17 protein-coding genes and 2 tRNA genes are annotated in these 18058 nt (G+C 56.4%); 14 read left to right on the top strand and 5 right to left on the bottom strand.

Translation table 11 applies throughout. The annotated features are described in order from the left end of the window. Positions 1–128: 128 nt before the first annotated feature. From dxs to xseB, 3 genes are read right to left on the bottom strand one after another with little or no spacing between them, the layout of a single operon-like run. Positions 129–1997 (bottom strand): 1-deoxy-D-xylulose-5-phosphate synthase, encoded by a 1869-nt coding sequence (gene dxs, locus ACTG2T_RS04790; RefSeq protein ID WP_150995891.1) that lies wholly within the window; start codon positions 1995–1997, stop codon positions 129–131. Positions 1998–2018: 21 nt separating this feature from the next. Further along, positions 2019–2909, bottom strand: coding sequence for a (2E,6E)-farnesyl diphosphate synthase (gene ispA / locus ACTG2T_RS04785; protein WP_042080637.1), 891 nt, complete (start codon positions 2907–2909; stop codon positions 2019–2021). Beyond that, positions 2910–3161 carry an exodeoxyribonuclease VII small subunit gene (xseB, locus tag ACTG2T_RS04780; RefSeq protein WP_005343524.1) on the bottom strand — a complete coding sequence of 84 codons (252 nt, stop codon included), beginning with the start codon at positions 3159–3161 and terminating at the stop codon, positions 2910–2912. It abuts the gene before it with no gap. A 211-nt stretch (positions 3162–3372) separates the two neighbouring features. Between xseB and pomA the strand changes: the two genes are divergently transcribed. From pomA to greA, 3 genes are all read left to right on the top strand, one after another. Further along, entirely contained in the window at positions 3373–4131 is a 759-nt protein-coding gene (pomA, locus tag ACTG2T_RS04775) for a flagellar motor protein PomA (RefSeq protein WP_005349525.1), read from the top strand. Between the two features lie 8 nt (positions 4132–4139). Next, positions 4140–5033: a flagellar motor protein MotB gene (locus ACTG2T_RS04770; RefSeq protein ID WP_005349528.1), complete on the top strand. Its 894-nt coding sequence runs from the start codon at positions 4140–4142 to the stop codon at positions 5031–5033. A gap of 156 nt (positions 5034–5189) precedes the next feature. Further along, positions 5190–5666 carry a transcription elongation factor GreA gene (gene greA, locus ACTG2T_RS04765; RefSeq protein ID WP_005338833.1) on the top strand — a complete coding sequence of 159 codons (477 nt, stop codon included), beginning with the start codon at positions 5190–5192 and terminating at the stop codon, positions 5664–5666. Positions 5667–5742: 76 nt separating this feature from the next. Here the strand turns inward: greA and ACTG2T_RS04760 are convergent, their stop codons facing one another. Continuing rightward, on the bottom strand, positions 5743–6324 hold the full coding sequence (locus ACTG2T_RS04760; RefSeq protein ID WP_127006339.1) for a PilZ domain-containing protein: 582 nt from the start codon (positions 6322–6324) through the stop codon (positions 5743–5745). 103 nt (positions 6325–6427) lie between these two features. Continuing rightward, positions 6428–6724, bottom strand: a complete 297-nt coding sequence (yhbY, locus tag ACTG2T_RS04755) for a ribosome assembly RNA-binding protein YhbY (RefSeq protein WP_005338829.1) — start codon at positions 6722–6724, stop codon at positions 6428–6430. Positions 6725–6821: 97 nt separating this feature from the next. On the opposite strand from yhbY, the gene rlmE reads away from it, so the two are divergent. From rlmE to infB, 11 genes are all read left to right on the top strand, one after another. Beyond that, a complete protein-coding gene (rlmE, locus tag ACTG2T_RS04750) occupies positions 6822–7451 on the top strand; it encodes a 23S rRNA (uridine(2552)-2'-O)-methyltransferase RlmE (protein WP_005338828.1) in 630 nt (209 codons plus the stop codon). A gap of 45 nt (positions 7452–7496) precedes the next feature. After that, positions 7497–9443 carry an ATP-dependent zinc metalloprotease FtsH gene (gene ftsH / locus ACTG2T_RS04745; protein WP_042060094.1) on the top strand — a complete coding sequence of 649 codons (1947 nt, stop codon included), beginning with the start codon at positions 7497–7499 and terminating at the stop codon, positions 9441–9443. Positions 9444–9502: 59 nt separating this feature from the next. Continuing rightward, complete coding sequence (gene folP, locus ACTG2T_RS04740; RefSeq protein WP_113739044.1) at positions 9503–10348, top strand: dihydropteroate synthase; 846 nt, start codon at positions 9503–9505, stop codon at positions 10346–10348. A 15-nt stretch (positions 10349–10363) separates the two neighbouring features. After that, entirely contained in the window at positions 10364–11698 is a 1335-nt protein-coding gene (gene glmM, locus ACTG2T_RS04735; protein ID WP_113739043.1) for a phosphoglucosamine mutase, read from the top strand. A gap of 131 nt (positions 11699–11829) precedes the next feature. Continuing rightward, on the top strand, positions 11830–12594 hold the full coding sequence (gene tpiA, locus ACTG2T_RS04730; protein WP_330123999.1) for a triose-phosphate isomerase: 765 nt from the start codon (positions 11830–11832) through the stop codon (positions 12592–12594). Beyond that, a complete protein-coding gene (gene secG, locus ACTG2T_RS04725) occupies positions 12595–12921 on the top strand; it encodes a preprotein translocase subunit SecG (protein WP_005338811.1) in 327 nt (108 codons plus the stop codon). It abuts the gene before it with no gap. A 7-nt stretch (positions 12922–12928) separates the two neighbouring features. Further along, positions 12929–13013, top strand: a tRNA-Leu gene (locus ACTG2T_RS04720). Positions 13014–13104: 91 nt separating this feature from the next. Beyond that, a tRNA-Met gene (locus ACTG2T_RS04715) sits at positions 13105–13181 on the top strand. 166 nt (positions 13182–13347) lie between these two features. Further along, complete coding sequence (gene rimP / locus ACTG2T_RS04710) at positions 13348–13806, top strand: ribosome maturation factor RimP (protein ID WP_005338809.1); 459 nt, start codon at positions 13348–13350, stop codon at positions 13804–13806. A 14-nt stretch (positions 13807–13820) separates the two neighbouring features. Next, entirely contained in the window at positions 13821–15323 is a 1503-nt protein-coding gene (gene nusA, locus ACTG2T_RS04705; protein ID WP_005338808.1) for a transcription termination factor NusA, read from the top strand. Positions 15324–15343: 20 nt separating this feature from the next. Then, positions 15344–18037, top strand: a complete 2694-nt coding sequence (gene infB / locus ACTG2T_RS04700) for a translation initiation factor IF-2 (protein ID WP_005338806.1) — start codon at positions 15344–15346, stop codon at positions 18035–18037. The last annotated feature ends 21 nt before the right edge of the window (positions 18038–18058 follow it).

The raw sequence follows: 18058 nt of genomic DNA, 5'->3' as shown, positions 1-18058 counted from the left end.
GTCGATTCGGTATCGTCACAACAGTAGTCACACTCTGCTGTCTTCTTAAAAAAATCCCCAGGCATTACCTGGGGATTTTTTCGAACCGTTAGTGAATTTTCCAGTCTATTGCATCACATCGTGTCTCGTCAGGCTTGCAGCCAGCTTTCGATGCTGCGCTGGATGCCTGCATCGTCCAGACCGAGCAGGGCATAGATCTCCTGCTGGGTACCCTGTTCCACGAAGCGATCCGGCAAGCCGAGGTTGAGCACCGGCTTGCACTGCTTGCTGCGCATCAGCAGTTCGTTCACCGCCGAACCGGCGCCGCCCATGATGGCGTTGTCTTCGATGGTGACGAAGTGATCGTGGCTGGCCGCCAGCGACAGCACCAGCGCCTCATCCATCGGTTTGACAAAGCGCATGTCCACCAGGGTGGCATCCAGTGCTTCGGCGGCCGCTTTCGCGTGGTGCAGCAAGGTGCCAAACGCCAGAATGGCAGTGCCCTTGCCCTCTCGCAGGATTCGTCCCTTGCCGAGCTCCAGTGCCTGCATTTCTGACGAGATGGGGGCGTCGCTCAGGCTGCTGCCGCGGGGGTAGCGCACTGCGGCAGGGCCCTGATGGAGATAGCCGGTATAGAGCATCTGGCGGCACTCATTCTCATCAGATGGCGTCATCACTACCATGTTGGGCACGGTGCGCAGGAAGCTGATGTCGAACGCCCCCTGATGGGTCGGGCCATCGGCGCCCACCAGACCGGCCCGGTCGATGGCGAATAGCACCGGCAGATCTTGCAGCGCTACGTCGTGGATCACCTGATCGTAGGCGCGCTGCAGGAAGCTCGAATAGATGGCCACCACAGGCTTCTTGTCGGCGATGGCAAGACCCGCGGCGAACGTGACCGCATGCTGCTCTGCAATGGCCACATCGAAGTAGCGATCCGGATATTGCTGGCTGAATTTTACCAGCCCCGAGCCTTCGCGCATGGCGGGGGTGATGCCGACCAGCTTTTCGTCTTTGGCGGCCATGTCGCACAGCCATTGGCCAAAGATGGCGGAGAAGGTGGGTTTGGCGCTGCTCGCCTTGGGCAGGGCGCACTCGTCCGGATTGAACTTGGGCACGGCGTGATAACCGATGGGGTCTTTCTCCGCCGGCTCGTAACCCTTGCCCTTCTTGGTTTTGACGTGCAGCAGCTGCGGGCCCTTGAGGTTGCGCATGTTGCGCAGGGTTTCGACCAGCGCCTCGATATCGTGACCGTCGATGGGGCCGATATAGTTGAAGCCGAACTCCTCGAACAGGGTGCCGGGCACCACCATCCCCTTGAGGTGCTCTTCGGCCCGCTTGGCCAGCTCCTTGACCGGTGGCAAACCCGCCAGCACCTTCTTGCCGCCTTCGCGGATGGTGGTGTAGAGCTTGCCGGACATGACCCGGGCCAGATGGTTGTTCAGCGCCCCGACATTCTCGGAGATGGACATCTCGTTGTCGTTGAGGATCACCAGCATGTCCTTGTGAACATCGCCGGCGTGGTTGAGCGCTTCAAAAGCCATCCCTGCGGTAATGGCGCCGTCACCGATCACGGCAACGACCTTGCGACCCAGCCCTTCACTCTCGGCGGCGACCGCCATACCGAGCGCCGCACCGATGGAGGTGCTGGAGTGGCCGACGGAGAGCACGTCGTACTCGCTCTCGCCACGCCAGGGGAAGGGGTGCAGGCCATCCTTCTGCCGGATGGTGTGGATCTGGTCACGGCGCCCGGTCAGGATCTTGTGGGGATAGGCCTGATGGCCCACATCCCAGATCAGCCGATCGAACGGGGTGTTGTAGACGTAGTGCAGGGCGACGGTCAGTTCGACCGTGCCGAGACCGGAGGCAAAGTGTCCGCTGGAGCGGCTGACAGAGCGCAGCAGATATTCGCGCAGCTCGTTGCACAGCACCGGCAGCCGATCTTTGGGCAAGGAACGCAGCTCGACCGGAGTGTCCGCGAGGGCCAGGTTGGGGAAATTGCTAATATCAACGCTCATATTGTTACTGTTATCCAGCGTTTAGTGGGTTCGCTCGATGATGTAATCGGCAAACGCTTCCAGAATGTCGGTATTGTAGGGCAAGGATTGCAGGGCTGTTAAGGCTTTCCCATGCAGTTCGCGAGCCAGCTCACGGGCATTTTCGAGTCCGAGCAGGGCCGGATAGGTACTTTTCTCCAGCGCCAGGTCAGAACCTTGTGGCTTGCCCAAGGTGGCGGTATCACCTGTGATGTCGAGGATGTCATCCTGCACCTGAAAGGCGAGGCCAATCGCGGCGGCGTAGGTTTGCAGTGCAGCCAGCGTGGCGTCATCGACATCGGCTTTGCACAGGGCGCCGAGCGCCACGGCACATTCAATCAGCGCACCGGTCTTGTGGCGGTGTACCTGCTCCAGTTCGGCAAGCGTGATCTGGCGCCCTTCAGCCTGCAGGTCCAGCGCCTGACCACCACACATACCGAGATAGCCGGAGGCGCGGGCGAGGGTACTCAGCATCCGCACCCGGTTGGCCATCAAGGTATCGGGCATGGGGTGATCGGCCAGAATGGAGAACGCCAGGGTCTGTAGCGCATCACCGGCCAGAATGGCGGTTCCTTCGTCAAACGCCTTGTGAACGGTTGGCTGACCACGACGCAGGTCGTCGTTATCCATGGCGGGCAGGTCATCGTGCAGCAGGGAGTAGGCGTGGATGCACTCCACGGCAGCCGCGGGGCCATCCAGCAGTTCGCTCTTGACGCCCAGCATCTCGCCGACCGCGTAGACCAGAAACGGGCGAACCCGTTTGCCGCCCAGCAGCAGGCCATAACTCATGGCATCGCGCAGGCGCGGTGCCATGGCGGGCAAGGATTCAAGTTGTGCTGACAGACAGTCGTCAATACGCTGACGATGCAGACGGGAAAAATGGTCCAGCGCCACTCACTCCTCTCCTTGTTCTGGCTGGAAGGGGGCGAGCTGGTCACTGCCATCGGCTTGACTGAGCAGGATCTGGATCTTCTGTTCGGCTTGCTCCAGCTTCTGCTGACCGGCCCGAACCAGATGAACGCCCTGCTCGAACTGCTTGAGTGCCTCTTCCAGGGGTAGGGAACCTTGTTCCAGCTGATGAACGATGGTTTCCAGCTCTTCCAGAGTGGCATCAAAACTCAGACGGTCGATTTTTTTACTGGCCATGTCCATCCTCGGGGATTGAAAAAAACGGCTTATATTAACATCGACCGTCCACAGGGGGGAGGCAGAAAAGCATTGCCCCCTCAAACTCTCGCTAAACTGGCCGATAATGAGCCATCATTCTCAGTGGATGCATGCTTGCCGCATGGGTCGCAATAGCAGAAAATTCAACAAACTATAAATAGACATAAGAACCGGTGACAGGAGTAGGGACGTGGATCTAGGCAGTCTGATAGGGATAGTGCTGGGTTTCGGGGTGGTGGTGTACGGCATGCTGCTGGGTGGCCCCATGAGCATGTATGTTGATATGCCATCGGTCTACATCACTGTATTGGGCTCAATCTTCATCGCCATGATGAAGTTCAACCTTGGCCAGTTCCTGATGGCATTCAAGGTGGCGGGTAAAGCCTTTATGTACAAGGGCGACAAGCTTGAAGACCTGATTACCAAAGCCGTTGAACTGGCTGACGCGGCTCGCAAAGGGGGCTTTCTTGCGCTGGAGGCCGCAGAGATCCCCAATGCATTTATGAAAAAAGGGATCGATATGCTGGTGGATGGTCACGATGCCGAAGTGGTGCGCGCCGTGATGGAAAAGGATATCGATCTGACAGCCGAGCGCCATGTCATTGCCATCAAGGTCTTCCGTACCCTTGGGGATCTGGGCCCTGCCATGGGGATGATAGGTACGTTGGTGGGCCTGGTGGCCATGCTGGCCAACATGAGTGACCCCAAGTCGATCGGGCCGGCGATGGCGGTGGCCTTGCTTACCACCCTGTACGGTGCGATAGAGGCCAATATGTTGGCGATCCCGATTGCCGACAAGCTGGAGCTGCGCAGCGGGGAGGAGAAGCTCAGTCGTACCCTGATCCTTGATGCCATTATGGGGATTCAGGATGGTCAGAATCCGCGGGTGATCCAGTCCATGCTGCAAAACTATCTGAACCAGTCCAAACGTAATACCGGCACCGAATAGGGGGCGTTATGTCTGATTGCAAGTGCCCGCCACCAGGGCTCCCTGGTTACATGGGAACCTTTGCCGACCTGATGTCGTTGCTGATGTGCTTCTTCGTGCTATTGCTCTCCTTTGCCGAGATGGATGTGCAGAAGTTCAAACAGATAGCCGGTTCCATGGACAAGGCATTCGGGGTACAGAACATCCTTGAGGTGAAAGATATTCCCAAGGGAACCTCGGTGATTGCCCAGGAGTTCAGGCCCGGTCGCCCGGAACCCACGCCAATTGATACTGTGATGCAGCAGACTATCGATCTGACCCAGACAGAACTGGAGTTTCTGCCCGGCGAGTCGGATCAGGCCGGTGGTCAGGACAAGAGTGATGGCAAACAGACGGGGGGCGATACCGCGCAGGATGCGAAGAAGGCGCAAGAACAGTCCAATACCCTGGCCAAAGCCCTCGCAGAGCAGATGAAAGATCAGATCCAGGACGGTGCTATCGAAATTGAGGCGCTGGGCCAGCAGATCATCATCCGGATCAGGGAAAAAGCGTCGTTCCCGGCTGGTTCGGCGTTTCTGCAGCCCCAGTTCTGGCCGGTCATTCGCAAGGTCGCGACCCTGCTCAAGGATGTGCCGGGTGAAATCACCATCTCCGGTCACACCGACAACGTGGCGACCGAAGATGAGCTGTTCCAATCCAACTGGGAGCTGTCGTCGCAACGGGCGGTGGCGGTGGCGCACCAGATGCTGAAGGTCCCCGGTTTTGATCAGGGGCGACTGGTTGTGCAGGGGATGGCGGACTCCCAACCATTGGTGCCCAATACGACCCCGGAAAATCGTCGGATGAACCGGCGGGTGGAGATCGCCATCATGCAGGGCAAACCGACTGTTTCGGCCCCCATTTCCGTACCGGAAGGGAAGTAAGCGAGGGTAATATCGATGACGCAAGTGGGATCTGCATCAGGGGGCTGACGTGGATTTTGTGTTGGCTTCATATTAAGATGCCTCATCCGAACCGATTGCTGCGGCCTCCTTGCAGATGGCCGCAGTTTCTATTTTCAAGCAACCCAGGTTTCGACTATGAATCATACTCCGATGACTGTTCGCGGCGCTGAGAAGCTGCGCGAAGAGCTCGATTATCTCAAGACCGAGCTTCGTCCCCAGATTATCGAAGCGATTGCCGATGCCCGTGAGCACGGCGATCTGAAGGAAAACGCCGAATACCATGCCGCTCGCGAGCAGCAGGGGTTCTGTGAAGGCCGCATTCAGGAGATTGAAGCCAAGCTCTCCAATGCTCAGGTGATCGATGTCACCAAGATGACCAACAACGGCCGCGTTATTTTTGGCGCGACTGTGACTCTGCTCAAGAGCGAGACAGAGGAAGAGGTGGTTTACCGCATCGTGGGTGATGATGAGGCTGATATCAAACAGAACCTCATCTCTGTCAACTCCCCCATTGCCCGCGCCCTGATTGGCAAGGAAGTGGACGATGTCGCAATCGTCAAGACCCCGGGCGGTGATGTGGAATACGAAGTACTGGAAGTCGCTTATATCTAAGCGAATGCTACAGACGATGAAACAGGGGGGCTTGCGCTCCCCTGTTTGTCTTTATCTATGTGATTATTGATAAAAATCAGGACAGATACGCCTCGGTAAAGGCGTCCTGATGGCGCTGAAACAACCAGTGGCGCAGCCGTTCGATGTTGTTCTCGCTCATCTGAAAGCTCAGCGCCCAGGTGGCATGGTCGGCATTGGCTTTGATGCGCCTTACCAGTCGTCCCTGCAAGGGAAGAGGGGCCTCTTGCTCGATGCAGAGCTCGCCGTTGATGGGGGTATCGGCCACCATGTCGGTTGGCAAATTTTCCACGATGAGGCCGTTGAGGGAGAGGCTGAGCACCTGAAACAGGCCCAGCTCGCTGCAAAGCTTGGCTTTTTGGGTGAGACGCCAGGCGCGCGGTTGGGCAAACCCCAGCTCCCTGATGACCGGTGCAGATAACCGGGGCTCGACGAAGCCATCTTCCCCTTGGGTAAAGCTCAGGGGAAAACGCAGCTGATGACCTGCGAAGCGGGCTTCGAGTACAAGGTGTTCGGCTTTTTGCAGCAAGCCAAGCATGGGGGCATCGAGGTGACCACTCAGAACATGGGTGTCCTGATTGCTCCCCAAGTCCCGCAGCATGGCCAGCTCATCGTCGGTCAGAATAGGATGGTGAGCCATAATGCGTGTCCGGAAGTATTCATCGCAGGTTAAGGGCTTTGCGACTACTTTGGCAAGCGACTCGGGAAGAAGTGGAATAAGGAAAGAGCGATGCTCTTTCCTTTTACTTGCGGGGCAGCTGGATTTTGGGTTCGTTGGCTTGACGATAAATGGTCAGCACATGACCCATGCTTTGCACCTTGATTGAACCGGTTTCACGGACGATAGCATCCATAACCAGTTGTTTCATTTCGCGATCTTCAGAGGCAACCTTAACCTTGATCAGCTCGTGATGGTTCAGTGCCAGATCGATCTCGGCCAGTACACCTTCGGTCAGACCATGCTGACCCAGCAGGACGACAGGCTTGAGGCTATGGGCAAGGCCCTTGAGGTACTGTTTCTGTTTATTGTTGAGAATCATCGCAATTTCTTCATAAGTCAGGGTTGAAAGGGGCGTATTCTACCCCCACTTAGCCCTTAATACTAATAACCCTTGTGGTTTTTTAAAGTCGATTATCATGACCCAGAAAAAACGTTCCCCCAGTTCAACTCGCTGGTTAAAAGAACATTTCGACGATCAATACGTCAAAAAAGCCCAGAAAATGGGCCTGCGTTCTCGTGCTGTTTTCAAGATTGACGAGATCCAGGGCAAGGATCGCTTGCTGAAACATGGCATGACCGTAGTGGATTTGGGAGCAGCCCCCGGTGGTTGGTCCCAGTTCGCGGTTGAACAGGTTGGTGATTCGGGTCGCGTCATCGCATGTGACATTTTGCCGATGGATCCCATTGCTGGTGTCGATTTCCTGCAAGGGGACTTTCGGGAGGAAACTGTACTCGGCGCTTTGCTGGAGCGAGTGGGTCCCGACAAGGTCGATGTCGTGATGTCTGATATGGCGCCCAACATGAGCGGTACCCAGCAGGTGGATCAGGCTCGCGCCATGTATCTGGTCGAGCTGGCGCTGGACATGTGCAATCAGGTATTGCGTAGTGACGGCAGTTTCGTAGTGAAGGTGTTTCAGGGAGAGGGCTTTGATGCCTATCTCAATGAAATTCGTAAACTTTTCTCCGCTGTCAAAATTCGTAAACCAGACTCATCCCGCGCCAGATCACGGGAAGTCTACATTGTGGCTACCGGTTTTAAACTGTAGTACCCTAACCTTCATCGTTAACTGTCAGTCTGCGAGGTTACTGATTTGAGTGACATGGCGAAAAACTTAATCCTGTGGCTGGTCATCGCCGTCGTTTTGATGTCGGTGTTCAATAGCTTCAGCCCCAGCGATACCACCAGTCGCCAGCTGGACTATTCCAGCTTCGTTAAAGAGGTGACCCAAGAGCAGATCCGTGAAGTGCGGATGGACGGTAAGGTCATTAATGGCGTCAAGCGTACTGGTGAACGATTCACCACCATCATCCCTGCGCCGGATCCCCAGCTGCTCAACGACATGCTCAATCACAATGTCAAAGTGATGGGCGAGAAGCCGGAAGAGCCGTCTCTGTTGACCTCTATCTTCATCTCCTGGTTCCCGATGCTGCTGCTGATCGGTGTCTGGGTCTTCTTCATGCGTCAGATGCAGGGCGGCGGTGGCAAAGGTGCCATGTCGTTCGGCAAGAGCAAGGCTCGCCTGATGAGCGAAGATCAGATCAAGACTACCTTTGCCGATGTTGCAGGTTGCGATGAAGCCAAGGAAGAGGTGAAGGAGCTGGTCGACTATCTGCGCGACCCGAGCAAATTCCAGAAACTGGGTGGCAAGATCCCGACTGGCGTACTGCTGGTTGGTCCTCCCGGTACCGGTAAAACTCTGCTGGCCAAGGCCATTGCGGGTGAGGCCAAGGTGCCGTTCTTCACCATCTCGGGTTCCGATTTCGTGGAGATGTTCGTCGGTGTCGGTGCCTCCCGGGTACGCGACATGTTCGAGCAGGCCAAGAAATCCTCTCCCTGCATCATCTTCATCGATGAAATCGACGCCGTCGGTCGCCAGCGTGGCGCCGGTCTGGGCGGTGGTCATGATGAGCGTGAGCAGACTCTTAACCAGATGCTGGTCGAGATGGATGGTTTTGAAGGCAATGAAGGCATCATCGTCATTGCTGCCACCAACCGTCCTGACGTACTGGATCCGGCACTGCTGCGTCCGGGCCGTTTCGACCGTCAGGTTGTGGTCGGTCTGCCGGATGTCCGTGGTCGCGAGCAGATCCTGAAAGTACACATGCGCAAGGTTCCGTTGGCAGATGATGTCAACCCGGCGCTGATTGCCCGCGGCACGCCCGGCTTCTCCGGCGCTGACCTTGCTAACCTGGTCAACGAAGCTGCGCTCTTCTCCGCTCGCGAAAGTCGCCGTGTGGTCTCCATGGCTGAGTTCGAGAAGGCGAAGGACAAGATCATGATGGGCGCAGAACGTCGCTCCATGGTGATGAAAGAGTCCGAGAAAGAGATGACTGCGTATCATGAAGCTGGTCACGCCATCATTGGTCGTCTCGTTCCTGACCATGACCCGGTTTACAAGGTCTCCATCATTCCGCGCGGTCGTGCGCTGGGTGTGACCATGTATCTGCCGGAGCAGGATCGCTGGAGCCACTCCAAGCAGCATCTGGAGTCGATGATCTCCAGTCTGTATGGCGGTCGTCTGGCAGAAGAGCTGATCTACGGTGCCGAGAAGGTATCGACCGGTGCATCCAACGATATCGAGCGTGCCACCGAGATTGCACGCAAGATGGTGACCCAGTGGGGTATGTCCGAGCGTCTCGGCCCGATGCTCTATGCGGAAGAAGATGGCGAGGTGTTCCTCGGTCGCAGCATGGCCAAGGCCAAGCATATGTCCGACGATACCGCTCGCGTGATCGATGCAGAGGTCAAGCAGGTCATCGACCGCAACTACGCCCGTTCCAAGCAGATCCTGCTGGATAATATGGACGTGTTGCACAGCATGAAAGATGCGCTGATGAAGTACGAAACCATCGACGCCAAACAGATCGATGATCTGATGGCCCGTCGCGAGGTTCGTGCTCCGAGCAACTGGCATGACGAGCATGGTGATACCCCGCAAGGCGGTTCCACTGTGGCTGCCGAGGCCAAGCCTGCCGATGAGGCTGCACCGGTGGCGGATGTCACTATCGACAAAGCCAATGACGCGCCGGCTAAATAATTGTGACTCTCCAAACCCCGGGCTTGCCCGGGGTTTTTCTTTATCAGATGGACGTGAAAATGCAGTTAACCAGCAAGGGGCTCAGCCTCTCCCTCGATCGTCCCCATGTGATGGGGATCCTCAATGTGACGCCCGACTCCTTCTCCGATGGCGGTAATTTCAACCAGTTTGAACGGGCAATGGCCCATGCCCGTCAAATGGTGGCGGATGGGGCGACCCTTATCGATATCGGTGGCGAGTCAACCCGCCCTGGTGCGCCCGATGTGAACGAGCAGGAGGAGCTGGACAGGGTCATTCCTGTCGTGGAGCAGATGGCCCGTGAGCTGGATGTGATGATCTCCCTCGATACCTCCAAAGCGGCTGTGATGCGGGAGGGTTGCAAGGCGGGAGCCCATCTGATCAACGATGTGCGGGCACTGCAAGAGCCGGGAGCACTGCAAGCCGCGGCCGAAGCGCGGGTTCCGGTCTGTCTGATGCATATGCAGGGGCAGCCGAGAACCATGCAAGTCGAGCCGCACTATGACGACCTGATCGGGGAGGTGCGCGCCTTCTTTGATGAGCGTATTGCGGCTTGTCTGGCGGTCGGGATCCGTCGTGAAGAGCTGTTGCTGGATCCGGGATATGGCTTTGGCAAAACCCTTGCACACAACTATCAGCTGTTGGCGGCTCAAAAGGAACTGCTTGATTATGGCTTGCCGCTATTGGTGGGGATGTCGCGAAAGTCTATGATAGGCAACCTGCTGGGCCGTCCGGTGGATGAGCGTCTGGCGGGCAGTCTGGCATGCGCCCTTATCGGCATGCAGCATGGGGCCCGCATCATCAGGGTACATGATGTACGGGAGACCATGGACGCATTGCGCGTCGGTTGGCTGGCAATGACGGGACAAGATTTTATTTCCAGATAATAAAGAGAACAGACAATGGCAAGAAAGTATTTCGGTACCGATGGTGTGCGCGGCAAGGTTGGCGAATACCCGATCACCCCTGATTTTGTAATGAAATTAGGTTGGGCTGCCGGCAAGGTGCTCTCCAAGAAGGGCACCAAAAAGGTGCTGATTGGCAAAGATACCCGCATCTCCGGTTACATGCTGGAATCCGCGCTGGAAGCGGGGCTCTCTGCGGCAGGCCTCAAGGCCATTCTGATGGGACCGATGCCCACGCCGGCGGTTGCCTACCTGACTCGCACTTTCCGTGCCGAAGCTGGCATCGTCATCAGCGCTTCCCACAATCCCTTCTACGACAACGGCATCAAGTTCTTCTCCGCCGACGGCACCAAGCTGCCCGATGATGTCGAGCTGGCTATCGAAGCCGAGCTGGATCACGAGCTCAAGTGTGTCGAGTCGGCCGAACTTGGCAAAGCGGTGCGCATTGATGATGCCGCCGGTCGCTATATCGAATTCTGCAAGAGCACCTTCCCCTCCCACATGAATCTGGATGGGGTGAAAATGGTGGTCGACTGTGGCCACGGCGCCACTTACCACATTGCGCCGTCGGTTTTCCGCGAACTGGGTGCCGAAGTGATCACCATGGGCTGTGCCCCGGATGGTCTCAACATCAACGATGGTGTCGGTTCGACTGCACCTGACGCTCTGGTGGCCAAGGTGCTGGAGTGCAAGGCCGATCTGGGGGTTGCCTTTGATGGTGATGGTGATCGTCTGATCATGGTTGACCATACCGGCTATCTCATCGACGGTGATGAAGTGCTCTATATCATCGCGCGCGATGCCCTGCGCAATGGTCGCCTCAAAGGCGGTGTCGTCGGCACCCTGATGGCCAACATGGGTCTGGAGCTGGCGCTGCAAACCCTGGGCATTCCGTTTGCCCGTGCCAAAGTGGGTGACCGCTATGTGCTGGAGATGATGGAAGAGAAGGGCTGGCGTATCGGTGGCGAGAACTCCGGTCACATTATCTGTCTGGATCAGACTACCACCGGGGATGGCATCGTGGCTGCCTTGCAGGTACTTACCGCCATGCGCAGTGCCGAGATGCCGCTTGCCAAGCTGCGCTCCGGCATGAGCAAGTTCCCGCAGGTGCTGGTGAATGTTCGCTTTGCCGAAGGCAAGGATCCGCTGGCCGCGGATGCTGTCATGGCTGAGGTTGCCAAGGTGGAACAGGAGCTGTCTGGTCGTGGTCGCGTACTGTTGCGTAAATCAGGTACCGAACCGCTGATCCGGGTCATGGTCGAAGGGGAGCATGAACAGCAGGTACGTGACATGGCTCAGCGCATCGCCAAGCAGGTTGAATCGGCGTTTTAATGAACACTCGGGGCGGCTTTTTAGCCGCCCTGGTTGTATCTTGTTCAAACGATTCAAAAATTTAAAAATAGCACTTGTCAGCTGAGCATCCTCTGGATATTATCAGCCCCGCTTTCGCAAGGGAGTTGCCGATGGGACATCGCAAGCCGTTTGTAGCAGCCAACTGGAAGTTGCACGGTAGTAGGTCGCAGTTAGAGCAGTTTACAAGTCAGTGCCTAAACGGCGTTGACGGAAAAGTAGATGTGGTTCTCTGTCCCTCCCATGTGCATCTCGACTTTAGCGCTTCACTGCTTAATGAGCAGAATGTAATAAAGTTGGGGGCTCAGAATGTGAGTCAGCACGAGGCTGGCGCTTACACCGGAGAAATCTCGTGTCAGATGCTGGTTGAGGCAGGGTGTCGTTACGTATTGGTAGGGCACTCCGAGCGCAGGCGTATCTTTGGTGAGACCAGTTTTATCGTCGCAGAGAAGTTTGCGGCAGCCAGAGCGGCAGGCTTGATTCCCATCCTCTGTTTAGGTGAATCAGGCGCGGCGAGGCAGGCGAGAAGAGCCTTCGAGGTGATCGCTGAAGAGCTGGATATCGTCATAGAGAAAAATGGCGCGATGGCTTTCGATAATGCTATCATCGCCTACGAGCCGATTTGGGCTGTAGGTACAGGTAAATGCGCCACACCCGAGCAGGCACAAGAGGTTCATTCCTTTATACGTGGTCGCTTGGCGGAGGATACTCCGGTAATAGGTGAGAAAGTTAGAATCATCTATGGTGGGAGCGTAACGCCAAGCAACGCGAGAGATTTGTTTGCACAGCCCGACATTGATGGCGGACTGATTGGCGGAGCAAGCCTCGATAGCGATGCGTTTTTAGGAATTGTTGAAGCGGCAAAGGGTGCAAGTTAAATGTACGAGATTCTTTTAGTCGTTTATCTGCTGGTTTCACTGGCCCTGATTGGTCTTGTGATGATTCAGCAAGGTAAAGGGGCTGATATGGGCGCCTCCTTCGGCGCAGGGGCATCGAACACAGTATTCGGCTCCGGTGGTTCAGGCAGTTTCCTGACCCGAACAACAGCAATTTTGGCTACTCTGTTTTTCGTTATCAGCTTGGTGCTCGGCTCTATGTCCAGCAACAAGGTAAAACAGGGCAGTGAATGGGAAAATCTGCAACAAACCCAACAGGTTGAGCAGACCAAAGCGCCAGTGAAGAAAGATACTGACGTTCCCGAATAAGAGTTTTGCCGTGGTGGTGGAATTGGTAGACACGCTATCTTGAGGGGGTAGTGCTCTAGGGTGTGCGGGTTCGAGTCCCGCCCACGGCACCAATTAAGCAGTGACCCGGGTAACCGGGATGTTATAGCCAAGTCAGTCTTGTATAGAAAGAATGAAGTGGCTATAATCTCGCACGATTTCGGACGCGGGGTGGAGCAGCATGGTAGCTCGTCGGGCTCATAACCCGAAGGTCGTCGGTTCAAATCCGGCCCCCGCAACCAAATTTCACGCATTTCCTACGCTCAGGAAGGCGGTCGCTGCGAGGCGACAATCAGGGTAAAGCGCCAAGCCCCGATTTGACATCGGGGCTTTTTGTTATGTGCGATTTACTCTGAATCGATCTCTATCTGGGCTTTATGCCCTTTTTTTGTTTTTCGGAGGGTGACTTTGGCTACGTTGGAACAACGTTTGACCGATCTGCTCGAGGCTCCGGTCGTTGCCTTGGGTTTTGAACTTTGGGGTATTGAGTTTATCCGCGCGGGTAAACACTCCACCTTGCGTGTCTATATCGACGGCGAGCAGGGTGTGACTGTCGAGAACTGTGCTGAGGTCAGCCATCAGGTTGGCGCCATCATGGACGTCGAAGATCCCATCACCGAGGAGTATTACCTCGAGGTATCCTCCCCCGGCCTGGATCGTCCCCTGTTCAAGGTTGCCCATTTCGAAAAATACGTTGGCCAAGAGGCGGCGGTAACGCTTCGGATGGCAACAAACAACCGCCGCAAGTTCAAAGGCGTAATCAAAGCTGTGCAAGGCGACATGATCACCCTGACAGTAGATGGTAAGGACGACGTGTTGGCTTTCACCAATATCCAAAAAGCGAACATAGTGCCGAACTTTGGTTAACGAGGCTATCGGATATGAATAAAGAGATTTTGCTGGTCGTTGACGCAGTATCCAACGAGAAAGCGGTACCCCGCGAGAAGATCTTCCAGGCTCTGGAAACCGCGCTGGCGACTGCGACCAAGAAGAAATATGAAGGCGAGATTGAAGTCCGGGTCGAAATCGATCGCAAGACCGGTGACTACGACACTTATCGCCGCTGGGTAGTAATTGCGGATCAAGCCGCGATGGAGAACCCCTATGCTGAAATCACCCTGGAAGCGGCACAAATTGATCAGCCGGAAATCCAGATCGGTGAGTATGTTGAAGACCAGATCGACTCTGTGACCTTCGACCGTATCACTACCCAGACCGCCAAGCAGGTTATCGTGCAGAAAGTGCGCGAAGCCGAGCGTTCACAAGTAGTTGATCAGTTTAAAGATAAAGAAGGCACCATCATCAGTGGTGTGGTCAAGAAGAGCAACCGCGACAACGTCATCCTGGATCTGGGCAGCAATGCTGAAGCCGTGATCTTCCGTGATGACATGCTGCCGCGTGAAACCTTCCGCCCGGGCGACCGTGTCCGTGGCCTGCTCTACGCAGTACGCCCGGAAGCCCGTGGTTCCCAGCTGTTTGTCAGTCGTTCCAGCCCGGACTTCCTGAAAGAGCTGTTCCGTATCGAAGTACCGGAGATCGGTGAAGAGATGATCGAAATCATGGGCGCGGCCCGTGATCCGGGTTCCCGCGCCAAGATCGCGGTGAAGACCAACGATCGTCGTATCGACCCGATCGGTGCCTGTATCGGCATGCGTGGCGCCCGTGTGCAAGCTGTCTCCGCCGAGCTGAGCGGTGAGCGCGCTGACATCGTGCTGTACGATGACAACCCGGCCCAGTACGTGATCAATGCCATGGCACCTGCCGATGTGGCTTCCATCATCGTTGATGAAGACAACCACACCATGGATATCGCCGTGGAAGCTGCCAACCTGGCTCAGGCCATCGGTCGCAATGGTCAGAACGTGCGTCTGGCCTCCCAGCTGACCGGTTGGGAGCTGAACGTGATGACCGTTGAGGACATGCGTGCCAAGCACCAGGCCGAAAACGACCGCATCATGAACCTGTTCACCAGCACTTTGGATATCGACGACGATTTCGCCGGTCTGCTGATGGAAGAGGGCTTCTCTACCCTGGAAGAGATCGCCTTTGTACCGGTCAACGAGCTGCTGGCTATCGACGGTCTGGATGAAGACATGGTCGAAGAGCTGCGCAAGCGCGCCAAAGATGCCCTGACTACCAAGGCACTGGCCAAAGAAGAGTCTTTCGATGGTGTTGAGCCGTCCGAAGAGCTGCTCAATCTGAACGGTCTGAGCCGCGAACTGGCTTACGCTCTGGCGGGCCGTGGCGTGGGCACCCTGGAAGATTTGGCTGAGCAAGGTATCGATGACCTTGCTGATATTGAAGGGCTGACTGCCGAGAAGGCAGGTGAGCTCATTATGGCTGCTCGCAATATCTGTTGGTTCGGAGAAGAGCAGTCCGAGTAAGATCAAACGGAGGAAAATGAATGGCAGAAGTATCAGTCAAACAACTTGCCACTGACATCGACACACCGGTTGATCGTCTTCTCCAGCAGTTTGTCGATGCCGGTATCAGCAAGAGCAAGGCCGACGACATGGTCAGCGAGTCTGAGAAACAGGCCCTGCTGGCACACCTGAAGAAACAGCATGGAGGTGACGAGGTCGCCGCTCCTGCCCGCATGACCTTGCAGCGCAAAACCAAGAGCACCATCAGTGTTCAGGGTACTGGCGGCAAGAACAAGGAAGTGCAGGTAGAAGTGCGCAAGTCTCGCACCTATGTAAGACGCTCGGCGCTGGAAGATGAACAGCGTCAGGCGGAAGCCGAGGAAACAGCGCGTTTGGAAGCAGAAGAAAAAGCTCGTCGCGAGGCCGAAGAGAAGGCTCGCCTCGAAGCTGAAGAGAAGGCTCGCCGTGAGGCTGAGCAGGCTCGTCGTGAAGCTGAGGAAAAGGCGCGGATCGAGGCACAATCAAAGGCTCGACAGGCTTCACAGCCCGCCAAAGCAGCCAGTAGCACAGCTCAGCAAGAGGCAGAAAAGATGGCCAAGCGCGAAGCAGAAGAACTGAAGCGCCAACAGGAACAAACAGCTTTGAAAAAAGCTGAAGAACTCGCCGCGAAGAAAGCCGAAGAGGCTCGTCTCATGGCGGAACAGAACGCAGCCCGCTGGGCTGAAGAAGAGGCCGCTCGCGCCAAAGAGAGCAGCGACTACCATCTGACCACCAACAAGCATGCGCAAGCCGCAGAAGACGAGTTGGATCGGAAAGAAGAGACCAGCCGCCGCACTGCTGCAGCTGCCAAGGCACCGAAGAAAGCCGGTCGTCGTGAAGATGATCGCGACTCTCGCAACCCGCGAGCCCGCAAAGGCAAGCGCGGCAAGGTCGCCATGCCGAACGCCATGAAGCACGGCTTCAACAAGCCGGCTGCCGTGGTGAACCGCGACGTCGTCATCGGCGAGACCATCACCGTGGCTGAGCTGGCCAACAAGATGGCCGTCAAGGGCGTTGAAGTCATCAAGGTGATGATGAAGATGGGCGCCATGGCCACCATCAACCAGGTGATCGACCAGGAGACTGCTCAGCTGGTCGCCGAGGAGATGGGTCACAAGGTTGTGCTGCGTCGTGAGAACGAGCTGGAAGAGGCGGTACTGTCCGATCGTGACGAGACCTCCGAAGCCAAGCCGCGCGCACCGGTCGTTACCATCATGGGTCACGTTGACCACGGTAAGACCTCGCTGCTCGACTACATTCGTAAAGCCAAGGTTGCTGCTGGCGAAGCCGGTGGTATTACCCAGCATATCGGTGCTTACCACGTCCAGACTGACAGTGGCATGATCACCTTCCTGGATACCCCGGGTCACGCGGCGTTTACCTCCATGCGTGCTCGTGGTGCCAAGGCGACCGATATCGTTGTTCTGGTTGTTGCAGCTGACGACGGCGTGATGCCGCAAACCATCGAAGCTATCCAGCACGCCAAGGCTGCCGGTGTGCCGCTGGTTGTTGCGGTCAACAAGATCGATAAGCCTGAAGCGGATCCGGATCGCGTCAAGACCGAACTGGCCCGTTACAACGTCATGTCCGAAGATTGGGGTGGAGACTGCCAGTTCGTGCACGTATCCGCCAAGTCTGGCGAAGGCATCGACGACCTGCTGGAAGCCATCCTGATCCAGGCTGAAGTACTGGAGCTGAAAGCGGTGGTTGACGGCATGGCCAACGGCGTGGTGATCGAATCCTTCCTGGATAAAGGTCGTGGTCCGGTTGCTACCGTACTGGTACAAGAAGGTACTCTGCGTCAGGGCGACATCGTTCTGTGTGGTCTCGAGTACGGCCGTGTTCGCGCCATGCGTGACGAACTGGGTCGCGAGATCAAGGAAGCGGGTCCGTCCCTGCCGGTGGAAATTCTGGGTCTGTCCGGCGTTCCCTCTGCCGGTGACGAAGCCACCGTTGTCCGTGACGAGAAGAAAGCCCGTGAAGTGGCGCTCTATCGTCAGGGCAAGTTCCGCGAAGTCAAGCTGGCTCGCCAGCAGAAGGCCAAGCTGGAAAACATGTTCGCCAACATGACCGAGGGCGAAGTGTCCGAAGTGAACGTGGTGATCAAGGCCGACGTACAAGGTTCTGTGGAAGCGATCTGCGATGCGCTGGTTAAACTCTCCACCGACGAAGTGAAGGTGAAGATCGTGGGTTCCGGCGTAGGTGGTATCACCGAAACCGACGCGACCCTGGCTGCTGCTTCCAGCGCCATCCTGGTTGGTTTCAACGTCCGTGCCGACGCATCTGCGCGCAAGGTCATCGAATCCGAGAGCCTGGATCTGCGTTACTACTCCGTCATCTATGACCTGATCGACGAAGTGAAGCAGGCCATGAGCGGCAAGCTGGCCCCTGAGTATCGTCAGGAGATCATCGGTCTGGCTGAAGTGCGTAGCGTCTTCAAGTCTCCGAAGTTCGGCGCCGTTGCCGGCTGTATGGTTACCGAAGGTGTGGTCAAGCGTTCCAACCGTATCCGCGTTCTGCGTGACAACGTGGTTATCTATGAAGGCGAGCTGGAATCCCTGCGCCGCTTCAAGGATGACGTCAACGAAGTTCGCAACGGCTACGAGTGTGGTATTGCGGTCAAGAACTACAACGACGTACGCGAAGGCGACCAGATCGAAGTTTACGAGACTGTTGAAATCCAACGGACTCTGTAAGCCGAGAGTTAGACAAAATAG

It is taken from the genome of Aeromonas sp. 75A (assembly GCF_051919425.1).
Lineage (GTDB): Bacteria > Pseudomonadota > Gammaproteobacteria > Enterobacterales > Aeromonadaceae > Aeromonas > Aeromonas veronii.
Note: the sequence above shows the minus strand (reverse complement) of the source record. Positions and strands in the feature narration are given on the sequence as shown.

Coding starts and splice junctions, on each gene's coding strand:
- infB (WP_005338806.1), top strand. CDS start 15,344: ATGGCAGAAGTATCAGTCAAACAACTTGCCACTGACATCGACACACCG.
- secG (WP_005338811.1), top strand. CDS start 12,595: ATGTACGAGATTCTTTTAGTCGTTTATCTGCTGGTTTCACTGGCCCTG.
- dxs (WP_150995891.1), bottom strand. CDS start 1,997: ATGAGCGTTGATATTAGCAATTTCCCCAACCTGGCCCTCGCGGACACT.
- ACTG2T_RS04770 (WP_005349528.1), top strand. CDS start 4,140: ATGTCTGATTGCAAGTGCCCGCCACCAGGGCTCCCTGGTTACATGGGA.
- yhbY (WP_005338829.1), bottom strand. CDS start 6,724: ATGATTCTCAACAATAAACAGAAACAGTACCTCAAGGGCCTTGCCCAT.
- folP (WP_113739044.1), top strand. CDS start 9,503: ATGCAGTTAACCAGCAAGGGGCTCAGCCTCTCCCTCGATCGTCCCCAT.
- rlmE (WP_005338828.1), top strand. CDS start 6,822: ATGACCCAGAAAAAACGTTCCCCCAGTTCAACTCGCTGGTTAAAAGAA.
- tpiA (WP_330123999.1), top strand. CDS start 11,830: ATGGGACATCGCAAGCCGTTTGTAGCAGCCAACTGGAAGTTGCACGGT.
- glmM (WP_113739043.1), top strand. CDS start 10,364: ATGGCAAGAAAGTATTTCGGTACCGATGGTGTGCGCGGCAAGGTTGGC.
- greA (WP_005338833.1), top strand. CDS start 5,190: ATGAATCATACTCCGATGACTGTTCGCGGCGCTGAGAAGCTGCGCGAA.
- xseB (WP_005343524.1), bottom strand. CDS start 3,161: ATGGCCAGTAAAAAAATCGACCGTCTGAGTTTTGATGCCACTCTGGAA.
- nusA (WP_005338808.1), top strand. CDS start 13,821: ATGAATAAAGAGATTTTGCTGGTCGTTGACGCAGTATCCAACGAGAAA.
- ACTG2T_RS04760 (WP_127006339.1), bottom strand. CDS start 6,324: ATGGCTCACCATCCTATTCTGACCGACGATGAGCTGGCCATGCTGCGG.